This window comes from Planotetraspora mira, assembly GCF_016863275.1.
In the GTDB taxonomy this organism is placed as follows: Bacteria; Actinomycetota; Actinomycetes; order Streptosporangiales; family Streptosporangiaceae; genus Planotetraspora; species Planotetraspora mira.
This window is the reverse complement of record NZ_BOOO01000048.1, coordinates 83,403-97,033: the sequence shown is the minus strand read 5'-3', so window position 1 is coordinate 97,033 and position 13,631 is coordinate 83,403. Positions and strand designations below refer to the sequence as shown.

General features: G+C 67.6%; 14 protein-coding genes. 11 read left to right on the top strand and 3 right to left on the bottom strand.

The features are described 5' to 3' along the window. The coding region (locus tag Pmi06nite_RS38105; RefSeq protein WP_203958093.1) for a GntR family transcriptional regulator at nucleotides 1–668 on the bottom strand (668 nt) is incomplete at its 3' end. Between the two features lie 268 nt (nucleotides 669–936). Between Pmi06nite_RS38105 and Pmi06nite_RS38100 the strand changes: the two genes are divergently transcribed. The 9 genes from Pmi06nite_RS38100 to Pmi06nite_RS38060 all read left to right on the top strand — a co-directional run bounded on the left by Pmi06nite_RS38100 (nucleotide 937) and on the right by Pmi06nite_RS38060 (nucleotide 9,911). Continuing rightward, nucleotides 937–2,454 carry a sugar ABC transporter substrate-binding protein gene (locus tag Pmi06nite_RS38100; RefSeq protein WP_203958092.1) on the top strand — a complete coding sequence of 506 codons (1,518 nt, stop codon included), beginning with the start codon at nucleotides 937–939 and terminating at the stop codon, nucleotides 2,452–2,454. Then, nucleotides 2,451–3,401 carry a carbohydrate ABC transporter permease gene (locus tag Pmi06nite_RS38095; RefSeq protein WP_203958091.1) on the top strand — a complete coding sequence of 317 codons (951 nt, stop codon included), beginning with the start codon at nucleotides 2,451–2,453 and terminating at the stop codon, nucleotides 3,399–3,401. The genes Pmi06nite_RS38100 and Pmi06nite_RS38095 overlap by 4 nt, the downstream gene beginning before the upstream one ends. Continuing rightward, the gene (locus Pmi06nite_RS38090) at nucleotides 3,401–4,309 is read left to right on the top strand and encodes a carbohydrate ABC transporter permease (protein ID WP_203958090.1); all 909 of its coding nucleotides are present in this window, start codon (nucleotides 3,401–3,403) and stop codon (nucleotides 4,307–4,309) included. Before Pmi06nite_RS38095 ends, Pmi06nite_RS38090 begins: the two co-directional genes overlap by 1 nt. Continuing rightward, nucleotides 4,309–5,376 (top strand): ABC transporter ATP-binding protein, encoded by a 1,068-nt coding sequence (locus tag Pmi06nite_RS38085; protein WP_203958089.1) that lies wholly within the window; start codon nucleotides 4,309–4,311, stop codon nucleotides 5,374–5,376. Before Pmi06nite_RS38090 ends, Pmi06nite_RS38085 begins: the two co-directional genes overlap by 1 nt. Beyond that, the gene (locus Pmi06nite_RS38080; protein WP_203958088.1) at nucleotides 5,376–6,452 is read left to right on the top strand and encodes an ABC transporter ATP-binding protein; all 1,077 of its coding nucleotides are present in this window, start codon (nucleotides 5,376–5,378) and stop codon (nucleotides 6,450–6,452) included. Before Pmi06nite_RS38085 ends, Pmi06nite_RS38080 begins: the two co-directional genes overlap by 1 nt. A gap of 34 nt (nucleotides 6,453–6,486) precedes the next feature. After that, a complete protein-coding gene (locus tag Pmi06nite_RS38075) occupies nucleotides 6,487–6,651 on the top strand; it encodes a hypothetical protein (protein WP_203958087.1) in 165 nt (54 codons plus the stop codon). A gap of 76 nt (nucleotides 6,652–6,727) precedes the next feature. Next, nucleotides 6,728–8,188, top strand: coding sequence for an NAD-dependent succinate-semialdehyde dehydrogenase (locus tag Pmi06nite_RS38070; protein ID WP_203958086.1), 1,461 nt, complete (start codon nucleotides 6,728–6,730; stop codon nucleotides 8,186–8,188). A gap of 92 nt (nucleotides 8,189–8,280) precedes the next feature. After that, complete coding sequence (locus Pmi06nite_RS43135; RefSeq protein WP_373317358.1) at nucleotides 8,281–8,709, top strand: Ldh family oxidoreductase; 429 nt, start codon at nucleotides 8,281–8,283, stop codon at nucleotides 8,707–8,709. Then, complete coding sequence (locus tag Pmi06nite_RS38060) at nucleotides 8,676–9,911, top strand: iron-containing alcohol dehydrogenase (protein WP_203958084.1); 1,236 nt, start codon at nucleotides 8,676–8,678, stop codon at nucleotides 9,909–9,911. Before Pmi06nite_RS43135 ends, Pmi06nite_RS38060 begins: the two co-directional genes overlap by 34 nt. 278 nt (nucleotides 9,912–10,189) lie before the next feature. Here the strand turns inward: Pmi06nite_RS38060 and Pmi06nite_RS38055 are convergent, their stop codons facing one another. After that, a complete protein-coding gene (locus Pmi06nite_RS38055) occupies nucleotides 10,190–10,777 on the bottom strand; it encodes a Tn3 family transposase (RefSeq protein ID WP_275409649.1) in 588 nt (195 codons plus the stop codon). 99 nt (nucleotides 10,778–10,876) lie between these two features. On the opposite strand from Pmi06nite_RS38055, the gene Pmi06nite_RS38050 reads away from it, so the two are divergent. Then, a complete protein-coding gene (locus Pmi06nite_RS38050) occupies nucleotides 10,877–11,323 on the top strand; it encodes a MarR family winged helix-turn-helix transcriptional regulator (RefSeq protein ID WP_203958082.1) in 447 nt (148 codons plus the stop codon). 116 nt (nucleotides 11,324–11,439) lie between these two features. After that, entirely contained in the window at nucleotides 11,440–12,261 is an 822-nt protein-coding gene (locus Pmi06nite_RS38045; protein WP_203958081.1) for a class I SAM-dependent methyltransferase, read from the top strand. A 311-nt stretch (nucleotides 12,262–12,572) separates the two neighbouring features. On the opposite strand, the gene Pmi06nite_RS38040 is transcribed toward Pmi06nite_RS38045, so the two are convergent. Further along, nucleotides 12,573–13,568: an alpha/beta hydrolase family protein gene (locus Pmi06nite_RS38040; protein ID WP_203958080.1), complete on the bottom strand. Its 996-nt coding sequence runs from the start codon at nucleotides 13,566–13,568 to the stop codon at nucleotides 12,573–12,575. Nucleotides 13,569–13,631: the final 63 nt, after the last annotated feature.

The following is a 13,631-nucleotide window of genomic DNA, read 5'->3' as shown; positions in this document are numbered from 1 at the left end:
AACAATCGTCGGAACCGCTCGCCGGACCGCAGGATGTGCCGACGCATGGCATAGGCGGCGGCGTCGGGGTCACGCGCGGCGATCGCGGCCAGAACGTCTTCGTGCTCGGCCATGGCCAAGTGAGTGACCTGGGTGTCGTGGACAAGCCGGAACAGGTGCACGTGCGTGTGCAGGCGAGCGAGCGCTTCGCGGATGACCTCGTTCTCCGCGCTCAGGGCGACGAGATCGTGAAAGGCGGCGTCGCGTAGCCCGAAGGCGCCATAGGCCACGGGCCCGTTGCCCCCCTCCAGCTCCGCCATCTCCTCCAGCATTCGTCGCAGACCGGCCACCTGCTTCGAGGATGCGCGTTCGGCGGATCTGCGCGCCGCCGCCGGCTCGAGGAGCAGGCGGAGCTCAAGCATGTCCTCGAATCGGTGACGGGTGATTTGGGGGGGAATGCGATAGCCGGCATGGGGCACACGCACGACCAGGCCTTCGGCCTCCATGCGGTTCAGAGCGTCTCGGATCGGCGTCTGCGAGACCCCCAGCTCTCGCGCCAGGACGTCGATCGTGACGCGGGAGCCAGGCTCGATCCGTAGCGACATCAACTGTCCGAGCAGCGTGTCGTACACCTCGTCGGCAAGCCGGCCGCGAGATCGGCGCCGCGCGATCGTCGCTTCGTCGTCCATCGTGACGTGAGGTCCTTTCTTGCGTCTTCGGGAACCTGTTGACATCGGTCGCAATACTGCGGGATGTTGACGCCCACAATCGGATCGTATAGGAAAGGTGACGGATGCCACCCATCCTTCACCCATCGCGGAACCGCCCGCATCGCTCGGCTTCGATCAGTTGGAGCTCCCATGAGCATGCTCGACGTCCTGCTCGGTTCGCCACCGGGGGCACAAGGACCGAAGGACTTCTCGACTGCTTGAAGCCCCATTACGTCACGGCGTACTCGTGACGCCGGTCTGCGGGTCAGCCCCTGCGACAGCCGGCAACACGCCTGAACAACCCCCCAGCACTGCTCGGCAAGCACGCAGCAAGGCTCCAGAGGTCCCCACCCAGAAAGCAGGCAAGAAGATGCGGTATCCAAGGCGAATAGGACGACTGGCGATGGCGGCCATGTTGGTGGCCACGACCATGGCGGCTTGCGGCCAGGACGACGGCGCGACGAGCGCCCCCAAGGCATCGGCGACCATCCCGGAGCTTACCAAGGACCCGCTGACCCTCAGCTTCATCTGGTTCGACTGGCCCCCCGCCCACGCGCTGGAAGCCTTTGCGAACGCGGAGTACACCAAGGTGCGGTCGAACGTGACCATCAAGGTCAACACCGTGCCGAACGCGAACTGGCACGACGCGATGTTCACCCAGTTCGCAGCGCACAAGACCGACTTCGACATCCCGATCCTGGACTCGCAGCACATCGGCGAGGCCGTGACGAACGGCAACATCCTCGACATCACCGACTTCGTCAAGAAGAACATCGACGTCAAGGCCTACAACCCGTACCTTCTGGCGGCCTACGGCCAGTACCCCCAGGCGGAGACCGGGAAGCGCGACGAAAACGCCAGCCTGTACGGACTGCCGCTGCTCGGCGACACCTGGACGATGATCTACCGCAAGGACCTGATCGGCGACAAGCCACCGCAGACGTGGGACGAGATGATCTCAGTCGCCGAGAAGTGCCAGGCGGACAACCCTGGCGTCAGCGGGCTGGCTTTCCACCAGGCCAACGGTTCGGACGCCGCGGCCGTAACCTACAACACGGTCAACGCCGTCTACGGCGGCAACCTCTGGGACTCCAAGACGCGCAAGATCGACGGCGTCATCAACGACGCTGCGGGCCAGGAGGCGATGGACGTCCTGGTCAACAAGATGAAGCCGCTGACCGCCGCGGGCTCCGGCAACTGGTTCATCGACGAGGTGAACGCGGCGGTCGCCCAGGGCAAGGCATGCATCGCGTTCAACTGGATCGCCGCGAGCGGCGGCCTGCTTGACCCGAAGCAGTCGACGCTCGGCACCACGCGGGAGGAGATTCTCGACAAGCTGGGTTTTGCCACCCTGCCGAGCCAGAAGACGAACCTGGTGCCTCTCGGCGGCATGGGGATGCACGTGTCGGCCTACTCCCCTGCGGCGAACCAGGCGGAGGCCCTGAACTTCATGAAGTGGTTCGAGCAGGCTGACATCCAGAAGAAGTGGGCCGCGGCTGGTGGCGTGCCATCGCGTACGGACGCCCTGGAGTCGCCCGAGTTCCTCAATGCCGGGCCGTTCAACCAGGTGTACGCCGACTCGGTTTCGCGGATGCGGGACATGTGGAACGTGCCCGAGTACGCGCGCCTCGTAGACATTGAGAACACCAACGTGAACGCGGCTCTCAACGGCGCGAAGACGCCGAAGGATGCGCTCAACGACATCGCCAAGGAGCAGCAGGGCGTACTCGACTCCGGCAGCCGCAAGGGTGGCGGCGGACTGTGAGTGACCCCGTCCCTCTGACGACCGACCACCCCGGGCAGGTGGCGTCCGCGACGCCGCCTGCACCGGGTCGGTCCCGCCGGTTGAGCGACCGCGGGCTCGCCGTGGCCTTCATCTCCCCCGCGCTGCTGCTGTTGCTCGCAATGTCGGTGTTCCCGTTGCTGTGGGCGTTGTACCTGTCTTTCACCGACTACTCGGCCACCCGCGGGGGGCCGGCCCATTTCGTCTGGTTCGAGAACTACACCGCCATCCTGACTTCGGCGCAGGTCCACCTGAGGGCCTTGACGACGTTGATCTACGTGGTCGGCGCGGTCGCCCTGCAGACCGTGCTCGGTTTCGCCATCGCCTACCTGATCTCACGGCGCACGCACGGGCGAGGACTGCTGACCACTCTGTTCCTGGTTCCGATGATGCTGTCGCAGGTCGTGGTCGGGCTGTTCTGGAAATTCATGCTCGACGCGCAATTCGGCGTGATCAACAGCATGCTCGGCTCGCTCGGCCTGGGGCAGGTGGAGTGGCTCACCCGGCAGCGAACGGCACTGATTTCCCTGATCGTGGTCGACACCTGGCAATGGACGCCGTTCATCATGCTCATCGCACTTGCGGGCCTTACCGCGGTCCCCAAGTACTTGTACGAGGCCGCCTCGATCGACCGGGCGTCCGAGTGGTTCCGGTTCCGCACCATCACTCTTCCGCTGGTGTGGCCGCTGCTCCTCATTGCCGTGTTGTTCAGGGCCATCGAGGCCTTCCGGCTGTTCGACCTCGTCTACATCCTCACCAGCGGAGGTCCGGGGGTCTCCACCGAGACGTTGTCGTTCCACGTCTACAAGGTGGCGTTCCTGGGCTTCAACACCGGAACCGCCTCGGCGTACGGGATCCTCATGGTCCTCGTCGTCATCGTCCTTACGCAGCTCTACCTGCGCTACTTGAACAAGCTCAAGGAGGACTGATGGGCGTCTCCGTAGACGAGGCCGTGTCCACAGGTCCTGTCCGGGATCACACGCCCCCCGCGCGCCGCTTCGGCGGCCGGGGTCGCTCCGTGCTGGAGATCGCGCTGCTGACCGTGCTGGCCGTCGTGATGCTCTTTCCGGTGCTGTGGATGATCGAGACGTCCATCAAGGAGAACCGGGACGTCTACGCCATCCCGGCCAAGTTCTTCGACTTCACGGTCACACTGGACCATTTCAAGGACGTGTTCGTCGCCTCCGGCGGTCGCTCGGCCTTGTCCGTCTCGTTCCTCAACTCCGTCGTGGTCGCCGGGGTCTCCACGGTGCTGGCCACCGTGCTGGGAGTCCCGGCGGCCTGGGCCTACTCACGCTTCGCCGTGAAGGCCAAGAAGGACCAACTGTTCTTCATCCTGTCCACCCGCTTCATGCCGCCCGTGGTGGTCGTGATCCCGATCTTCCTCATGTACCGCCAATTCGGACTCATCGACACCAAGCTCGGCCTGATCCTCATCTACACCGCGTTCAACGTCCCGTTCACGATCTGGATGATGAAGGGGTTCGTCGACGAGGTGCCCGCAGAGTACGAGGATGCCGCCATGCTCGACGGCTACACCCGCCTGCAGGCGTTCTGGCGATTTACCCTTCCCCTGCTCCTGCCCGGTATCGCCGCGACGGCGGTCTTCGCCCTCATCTTCTCGTGGAACGAGTTCGTGTTCGCCATCTTCCTTACCTCCAGCGACGACGTGCGGACGGCTCCACCCGCCATCGCCGGCCTCATCGGTGGAACCACTGTGGACTGGGGTCTCGTGGCCGCCGCCTCCGTAGTGTTCGCCCTACCGGTGCTCGTCTTCGCCTATCTGGTGCGCAAGCACCTTGTCGCCGGTGTGACGCTCGGGGCGGTGCGACGCTGATGGCGGGCATCGAGGTGACCGCCCTGCACAAGCGCTACCCGGACGGGACGGTCGCAGTTGAGCACGTGGACCTGTCCATCGGCGACGGCGAGCTGTTCGTGATGCTCGGCCCCTCGGGTTGCGGCAAGACGACCACGCTGCGGGCCATAGCGGGCCTGGAGAGGCAGACGACGGGCGACATCCACATCGGCGACACGCTGGTCAACGACCTGCCGCCCGCCGAGCGCGACATCGCCATGGTGTTCCAGTTCTACGCTCTCTACCCGCATCTGAGAACCCGCGACAACCTGGCGTTCCCACTGCGGGCCGAGGGACTGCCCAAGGCGGAGGTGCGCGAGCGGGTCGACGAGGCCGCCCGGCTGATGCGGCTCGGTCCGCTCCTGAACCGGCGACCGCGCCGGCTGTCCGGCGGGGAGCAGCAGCGCGTCGCGCTTGCTCGCGCCCTGGTGCGACGACCGCGCGCATTCCTCATGGACGAACCTCTCACCAATCTGGACGCGGAGCTGAGGGCGGACATGCGCACGGAGATCAAGCACCTGCAGGGGGCGCTGGGGACGACGATGGTCTACGTCACCCACGACCAAGTCGAGGCGATGTCGCTCGGTCACAGAATCGCCATCCTCAACAAGGGCCGCGTCGAGCAGATCGGCACGCCGCTGGAGGTCTACGACCGTCCGGCGAGTCTTTTCTGCGCCGCATTCATCGGCTCCCCGCCGATGAACCTGATTGAGGTGGAGGTGGCCGACGGGAAGCTGCGCAGTCAGGGCGGACTGGTCCTCACGCCACCGCCAGGCCTGCCGCGCGACCGTTGCCTGGTCGCAGGCGTCCGGCCGGAGGCGCTGGAAGTCACAGAACCAGGGGCGGAACGTTCGGTCCCGGCCCGCGTGGTCTCGGCGGAGTGGCTGGGCGACGAAATCATCTACGTGGTTGACCACGACGGCCAGCGCGACGTACGGGTTCGGATGCCACCGACTGTCCGTTTCGCCGCTGACGCACCGGTCGGGCTGCGGCACACCGGCGGGACCCCGGCGGTCTACGACGTGAGCACGGAAGAGCTGGTGGCCTGATGGGAACCGTGGCAGTGCACGGGCTGTCCAAGTCCTTCGATAAAGTCCAGGCCCTGGACGGGGTGACGCTGGACGTGCCGGACGGCTCGTTCTTCGTCGTGCTCGGACCCTCCGGGGCAGGCAAGACGACGACCCTGCGAGCGATCGCCGGCCTTGAGAAGCTTGACGCCGGGTCGGTGCATCTGGACGGGAGGGACGCGACCGGTGACGCCCCGGCCGCACGCGACCTGGCCATGGTCTTCCAGAACTACGCCCTCTACCCGCGACACACGGCGTACGAGAACATCGCTTCGCCGCTGCGGGCACGCCGCTGTTCTTCGAGCGAGATCGCCGCTGCCGTCGAGCAGATGTCGAGCCTGCTGCACATCGAACATCTGCTGCAGCGTCGTCCGGCGCAGTTGTCGGGCGGTGAGATGCAGCGTGTCGCCCTGGCCCGGGCGCTGGTCCGTCGCCCGCGCGCGTTTCTCATGGACGAGCCGCTGACGAACCTCGACCTCAAGCTCCGCGTCGAGATGCGCACCGAGCTCACCCGCATCCACCGGAGCCTCGGAGCAACCTTCGTCTACGTGACCAACGACCAGGTCGAGGCCCTGTCCATGGCCGACCAGGTCGCGGTCCTCAAGGAGGGGAAGGTGCAACAGGTCGGAACGCCGACCGAGGTGTACGAGCGTCCAGCCAACCAGTGGGTCGCGGGATTCGTCGGGAGCCCGTCGATCAGCCTGCTCGCCTGCCACGCCGAGGGAGATCGTCTGGTCGGGGCGGAAGGCTGGACGCTGCCGCGGCCCCGCTGGACCACGGCTGAGGACGGTCGTCCGCTGCTGCTGGGCCTGCGCGCGGAGGACCTGTCCGTCGAGCAGCGTGGGAACGCGTCGTTGTCGGGTGAGCTCTACGGCCTTGAGCCACTCGGTGACCGAACGGTGGTCGACGTCAGAGTGGGGACGGAGATCCTCAAGGTCAAGGCACGACCCACCGTCACCGGTACGCCGGGCGAGCGGCTGCTTGTCACGGTCGACCTGGACCGTGCGCACCTGTTCGATGCGGGCACCGGGCTGGCGCTGTCCGAGGCCGGGAGGTAACCGCGCAGGCCGCGACGTCAACATGCGCCCGCACGTGGCAATCGAGCCTCGGCGGACCATCACCGGTGAGCGCGGCCTGACGACGCTGAAGCAGCCATGGCCCGAGAAGGCGATCGGTGGCGCGGGGCGTCGCCCTGCAGCCAGGGCCAAGGCCACGTTCGCCCCGCTCGGCAACCTCGACCCCGACGAGGTCGTGTGACCCGTTCGTCAACGCGCGTGGCGCGATCGCTGAGGTCACGCTGGACATCACCAAGGACATCACAGGAGGCGACGCAATGAGTGACCCGATGAACGTCCTGGCCCCCGAGCACCGGCGGCTCCGGATTGGCGACGCCTGGCGCGACGCCGCCAGCGGAGCCACCTTTGTCGTCGAGGACCCGGCCACCGGCAAGACCATCGCCGAGGTGGCGGACGCCGACGTCGTTGACGGGCTCGCCGCTCTGGACGTGGCGAGCAAGGCAATGGCGGAGTGGGCGGCGACCCCGCCGAGAAAACGGTCAGAGTTGTTGAACGCGACGTACCGGGCACTGACTGAGCGATCCGAGGAGGTCGCCCGGCTGATAACGCTCGAGATGGGCAAGCCGCTCGCCGAGGCTCGGGGAGAGGTGGCCTACGGCGCCGAGTTTTTCCGTTGGTTCGCCGAGGAGGCGGTGCGCGTCGAGGGGCGCTACAACACCGCTCCCGCTGGTGGATATCGCATCCTCACCGTGCCGAAGCCGGTCGGACCGTGCGTCTTCGTGACGCCCTGGAACTTTCCGTTGGCCATGGGTGCCCGCAAGATCGCTCCTGCGCTGGCGGCGGGCTGCACGACGATCACCAAGCCAGCAGCCCAGACGCCACTCACCATGCTGTTCCTGGCCCGCATCATGGAGGAGGTCGGCGTTCCCCCGGGCGTCGTCAACGTCGTGACAACCAAGCGTGCCGGCGAGGTGGTCTCAGCACTGCTAGCCGACCGTCGGACCCGCAAGCTTTCGTTCACCGGGTCGACCGAGGTCGGGCGCGTGCTGCTACGACAGGCGGCGGACAACGTGCTGCGCACCTCCATGGAACTGGGCGGCAACGCGGCCTTGATCGTGTGTGCCGACGCGGACCTGGACGTCGCGCTCGACGGTGCCATGGTGGCCAAGATGCGCAACATCGGGGAGTCCTGCATCGCGGCCAACCGAATCTACGTCGAGGAGCCGGTGCGCGAGGAGTTCACGGCGCGCTTCGCCAAGCGGATGGGCGCGCTCTCGGTGGGCCATGGTCTCGACGACGGCGTGGACGTCGGGGCGTTGATCGACGAGGCCTCGGTCACCAAGATCGACGAGCTCGTCGCCGACGCGGTCAATCGCGGCGCCCGTGTCTTGGTGGGCGGCGAGCGTCCGGATGGGCCGGGCCACTTCTACCCGCCTACGGTCCTCGTCGACGTGCCCGAAGACGCGCGGATGCTGGAGGTGGAAATCTTCGGCCCGGTGGCGCCGATCATCTCGTTCACGTCCGACGACGAGGTGATGGCGAAGGCCAACGACACCGAGCACGGCCTGGTCGGATACGTCTTCACCCGTGACCTCCAGCGGGCGCTCCGGTTCACCGAGGGGCTAGAGACGGGGATGGTCGGCATCAACCGTGGCCTGATCTCGGACCCGTCAGCTCCGTTCGGAGGCGTGAAGCAGTCCGGGATCGGCAAGGAGGGGTCGCACGAGGGCATCCTTGAGTACCTCGACGTCACCTACGCGGCGATCGACCTACCGTGACCGGCCTGCTGCTCCGGGTGCCCGCCGAGGATCACCGCGCCCTGTGCACACATGACCTGACCGGCCTCCACCCGTGGGACGGGACCCGGGCCATGGTCGGCACGAATCCGCTGGCACCCGGGGACGCCGTCGACTCCGCCGGTGTGCGCGCCACAGACGCGGCCGCGGCGGTGGATGGGGCGATCAGCCCTTTCGGCGGTCCCAAAGGCTACGCCCTCGGGCTCATGATCGAGGTGCTGGTCGCGACCTTGACTCGTACCGCCCTTGGCGACGATGTCCGCGGAACCCTCGACCCGACTGACCCGCCCACCAAGGGGCGACGTCTTCATCGCGATGGACCCGAGGGCGCCCGGGCACGACCGAGTCTGGGAGCCCGGCGCGCGCCTGCGCCACCCGGCAGCCAACCTTGCCGACGCCGTCCCGGTCTCGCAGGTGACCTGGACGTCCGCCCAGCAAATCACCGCCGACGTTCTAGAGAGGCACTGACATGCTTGAGACCGTCCGCGGACCACGCCAGCTGATAGTGGGCGAAGGGGTCGCGCAGAACATCCCACGAGTGGTGGCCGAGTGTGGCTCGCGAGTCCTCATCGTGACCGACCGGGTTCTTCTGGGGCAGCCGGGCGTGGCCGAGATCGTGGCCGCCGTGCGGGAGAAGGTCGAAGTCGTCGGGGTGTTTGCCGACGCGACTCCGGACGTGCCACTCGCCGATGTCGCCCTGGCCGTCTCGGTCGCCGCAGAGGTGGACGCCGACGTAATCCTCGCCATCGGGGGTGGCACGGTGATCGACCTCGCCAAAATCGTCGGCGTCATCCGGCGCCACGGTGGGACGCCGCGCGACTTCTACGGCGAGTCGAAGGTGCCGGGGCCGACGATTCCTCTCGTCGCGGTCCCGACGACGTCAGGCACCGGCTCCGAGCTCACGCCCGTCTCGGTGTTGACCGACCCGGACCGCGAGCTGAAGGTGGGGGTCTCCAGCGTCCACATCGTGCCCGACTTCGCCATCGTCGACCCCGAGCTCACCTACACCTGCCCTGCGACCGTCACTGCCCACTCCGGCATCGACGCGTTTTGTCACGCGGTGGAGAGCTACACCGCGCGACCCCGGGCCCACGGACCGCGCGACCCGGTGGAGCAGGTCTTCCTCGGCCGCAACCCGATCACCGATCACTACGCGCTCCTGGCCGCGGAGCGGATCGCCCGCAGCTTGCCCCGTGTCGTCAGGGACGGAGGCGACAAGGACGCGCGCGCGGACATGTCCTATGGGTCCATGCTAGCCGGGCTCGCGTTTTCCCACGCAGGCAACGCGGCTCCGCACGCCCTCCAGTACCCCATCGGCGCAGCCACCCACACACCGCACGGCCTGGGCGTCGGGCTGCTGCTGCCTTACGCGCTGGACGCGGCCAGGGATGCCATCGGCGACCGGTTGACCATCCTCGCCGGGGTGTGCGGGCTCGACGTGACCGACGCCTCGGATGCCGAGGCCGCAGATACGTTCCTCACCTGGCTCGACGGGCTCCTTGCCGACATCGGCATCCCTACCACCTTGGCGGACATCGGCGTGGCACGCGCCGACCTCCCGCGCTTCGCGGAGATGGCCAGTGGCGTCACCCGCTTGATCCAGAACCATCCAGGCCCGACCGACACCGCCAGCCTGACCGCGATCCTCGAAGCGGCCTGGATCGGGGACCGGACCCGAAACGTCCTGACTCAGGAGCAGAGATAGTGACGGGCCTTTCACATGACGACGAGTTCCCTGCCCCACCCTGGGTATCGGAATTGTCGGCTACGCCTTAATGGGAGCCGCCCATTCCCAGGCCTGGCGCACGGCTGCGCGCCCACCAGGCCGGCCACGGCCACAACAGCCACAACCCCACCGGCCCACCTCGCTCCACGCGGTGACATAACGTCATCTTTCCGCTGCGGATAGATCAACGCGAGTGAACAACCGAATCGTGATCGCATCTGCTCCCGGCCCCGACCAGGCCGGCCACCACCCCAAGATCATTTCACTACCCGCCTAACAGGTGGCCGGTGCTTCGGGCCTCGTCGCCCGTCTGCCCGGATGGGCCCCTGCTGTTCCAGATGGCGACCGCGGATGGTGCCCTCGTGGGCGTACGCGACTCGCCCTTGTTGAGCCGGCGGGAGATCTTGCGCCCGGTAGGCGGGGTCGGCCAGGTAGCGGGCGGCGTAGATGGTGCGGCGCAGCGCGCCGTACTCCTTCAGCGCCGCCGCCGGCGCGTTCTGCCGGCTGGATGCGGAGAGTTTGCCGACCAGCAGGGATGTGGTGGCGTGGCCGAACTTCAGTGACCCGGCCAGCCTGAGCAGGTCGTCGTAGTGCTCGGTGATCAGACCGGTGTTCAGCCGCCGAGTCAGCAGCGGCGCGGCGCGGGGGTGGTCGGCCTCGGCCCGTGCCCGTGGCCATGCCCGGTACAGGGTGATCTTGCCCAGGTCGCGGATGCGGGGCGACAGCTGTAACCCCAGCAGGTCGAACAGCGCGAAGTGGACCAGCGTCACCCCGTGGGTGTCGGTCGCGTGCTCGCTTCGGGACGCTGCGCAGTCGCACGAAGGAGGTATGCCCGCGATGGTCAAATCCCTACGTGCGACCCAGGCCGGCCTGCCCGAGCGCCAGGATGGATGGAGGCACTTAAGGAATTGACTGTTAAGGACTTAACGATTATGGTCCGGGGTATGGATCAGTCGAAAGACCTTCCCGCCAGTCCCCTTGAAAGCCTCAGGGTCATCAATTGGGCCCAGGTGCAGGCAGGGCAGGAGTGGATCCAAGTGCGAGGACTCAGCTTGCAGCAGGCGTTTGTCCTGAGCCATCTCGCCGCCAATCCCGGCGCCATCCAGCGCGACATCGCGCGAGCGACCCGTACGACCGCGGCGAATGTCTCCGGCGTCCTGCGCGGGCTCGAAGCGCGACAACTCGTTGAGCGCCGCTTCGAGGGCGGCGACGAACGCAGCAAGCGCGTCTTCGCGACCGACGCAGGGATCGCGCTCGTAGCCGGGCACGACGAGGCGATGGCCGCGGCGGACGAATCGATCCTCGCGCCGCTGACCGAGTCGGAGCGGGCCACCCTCCAGGTGCTGCTCGACAAGATCACCGCCGGTCTGTCGAACCCGGGTGAGTCGTAACGCGCCCGACCCGGGCCCGTCGGACCGCATTCCTCATTCCTCGCCGTGGCGGCATCCGCCGCCGCGCGCTCGAACCTGCCCGGACGCACGCGTCCAGCACCGAAGGAGCACCCATCATGACGCGGGAAAATCCGCTGCTGACAATGATCCGTGAGGTGTGCGCCCTCGGGCGCGCCGAGTTCGAGCGGCCATCCACCGCCGAGGGCGACCCCGACGCCGGGCGTGCGCTCGTCCAAGGGTTGCAGGCGATCGATCCGGGCGGCGAGCCCAGCGCCATCTCCTTGTCCCTCGCACTCCTGGCACCCCGCGCTCCGTACTTCGACCAGCTCGTGCTGGACGCCATCGCGGCGGGGGTCCCCCAGGTCGTCAATCTCGGCGCCGGCTACGACGACCGCGCCCTGCGATTCCGGCACTCCGGCGTGACGTTCTTCGACCTCGATCTGCCCGACATCGTCGCGGACAAGGCCCGCCGCCTCCACGTGATGGGCACCGACACCGCGCACCTCGCCCTGGCCGCCATGGACTTCCACACCGACGATGTCGCCGAGGTCCTGGCGCGCGCCGGGCACGACGCCCACCGACCGACCCTCTTCCTCGCCGAACACCTCGCTCTGTTCCTCGAACCCGGCGACGTCGCATCACTCCTGGCCAGGCTCTCCGGCCACGCGGCGGCAGGGAGCACCCTGGCCATCACCGCCGAAGTGCATCCCGCCGACCTCGACTCCGACCTCGTCGTCTCCACCGTGGACGACGTCATGTTCGGCGGCGCCGGACCGCTGCACACGATCCAGTCCCGCGACGCCTGGCTGGCACTCTTCGAAAAGACCGGTTGGCGGATCGACAACCCGGACGAGGTGACAGCGGTCAACCACTTCGAAGTGACCGTGGCCGATCGCCCCACTCAGATCCAGACGCAATTCCTCACCGCGACGGCGTGAGGAACCGGTCCCACCCCAGCATCTTGGACTCTACTGGCGAGTATCAGCGCTAAGCCGCGACGGTAGGCCTCCGATACTTACTGGTGAGCTCGCCACAGGGCCTGACCCAGGCCTGAAGCGGAGGTCGACCCTCACCACTGCGACGCCTGTCAGGTAGCGCCGCGCTCAAGACCTGTGTGGGGTTGAAGTGTTGAGCGCAGCCGTTCTGGCGACGGATGGTCACAGCCGTGTGACCCTGCCTAGCGCCGGCTGGCTGGCCCCATCGTCGCGTAGGGCAGTCAGGTGGCGTCGCTGAGAGCACGGTGTGGTGGTCACTTGCTCTCCAGCCGACCGATCGCGTCGAGGCGCGCGAACGCGGCCGTTGCCGCCGGCCACGCCGAGGTGTCGGACGTGAGGGCGTCGCGCAGGAATGCCCAGCTCATCCGCTGGATCACGGCCACGCGTTCCGGGTCCTCGTCGGTGGTCTCAACGGTGTCGTAGCCGGTGACGCCGCCGAGCATGTGCTCGCCCCCGTGCAGGGTGAGCAGCGACTTCGGTCCGGGTGCCTGGTGGTAGGCGTCGGCGTGGTAGTCCGGCCCGCGGTCGGTGAGCTCGGGCGAGTCGTCCTGGTCGCCGACGATCACGAGCGTGGGCGTCGTCATTTCCTCGAACCCGGCCGTCCGCAGTGCGGTGAACCGCTTCGCCATGTCCGTGAGGTGATCGTCCCCGGCGCCCGTCGATGCGAGGAGGACGCCCGCTTTGACCCGGTCGTCGAACGCGCGGACGGTGTCGCCGTCCTCCACCACGCGTGCGCCGAGGAGCATGCTCGCCGTCTGCCCGCCCATCGAGTGCCCGGCGACGGCGACCCGGCCGGGGTCGACGCGCCCGGCGAGCTCCGGTACGGCGGCCTCGACGAGGTCGAAGTGGTCCAGGATGGCGGTGAGGTCCTGTACGCGCGACTCCCAGTACGCGCGTGCGTCGGGCGCGGTCCGCGGCAGCCCCAGGGACTTCGAGCTGAGGTGGGTGGGCTGCACGACCACGAACCCGTGGGCCGCCCAGAAGTCCGACAGCGGCGCAAGTCCGCGGTTCGAGGAGACGTAGTTCGTGAACCCTCCGCCGTGGGATAGCAGCACGATCGGCAACCGGTCTCCCGAGGTGGGTGCGGAGACGCGGACCTGCAGCGGGGTGGGGCGTCCGGGTGCCGGGAGCACGACCGTGCTCACCGACAGGAAGGGCGTCGAGTCGGCGACCGGAATCGTGCGTGCCCGGCCGAGGAGCGCGTCGGCGCCGTCCCAGAGGTCGTCGTGCGCGGTGGTGTCGTCAGTCATTCGCTGTCCCCTGGTCGACTAAATGGAATCGGATTCCGGTTGCCACCTTCGCTACTATATGGA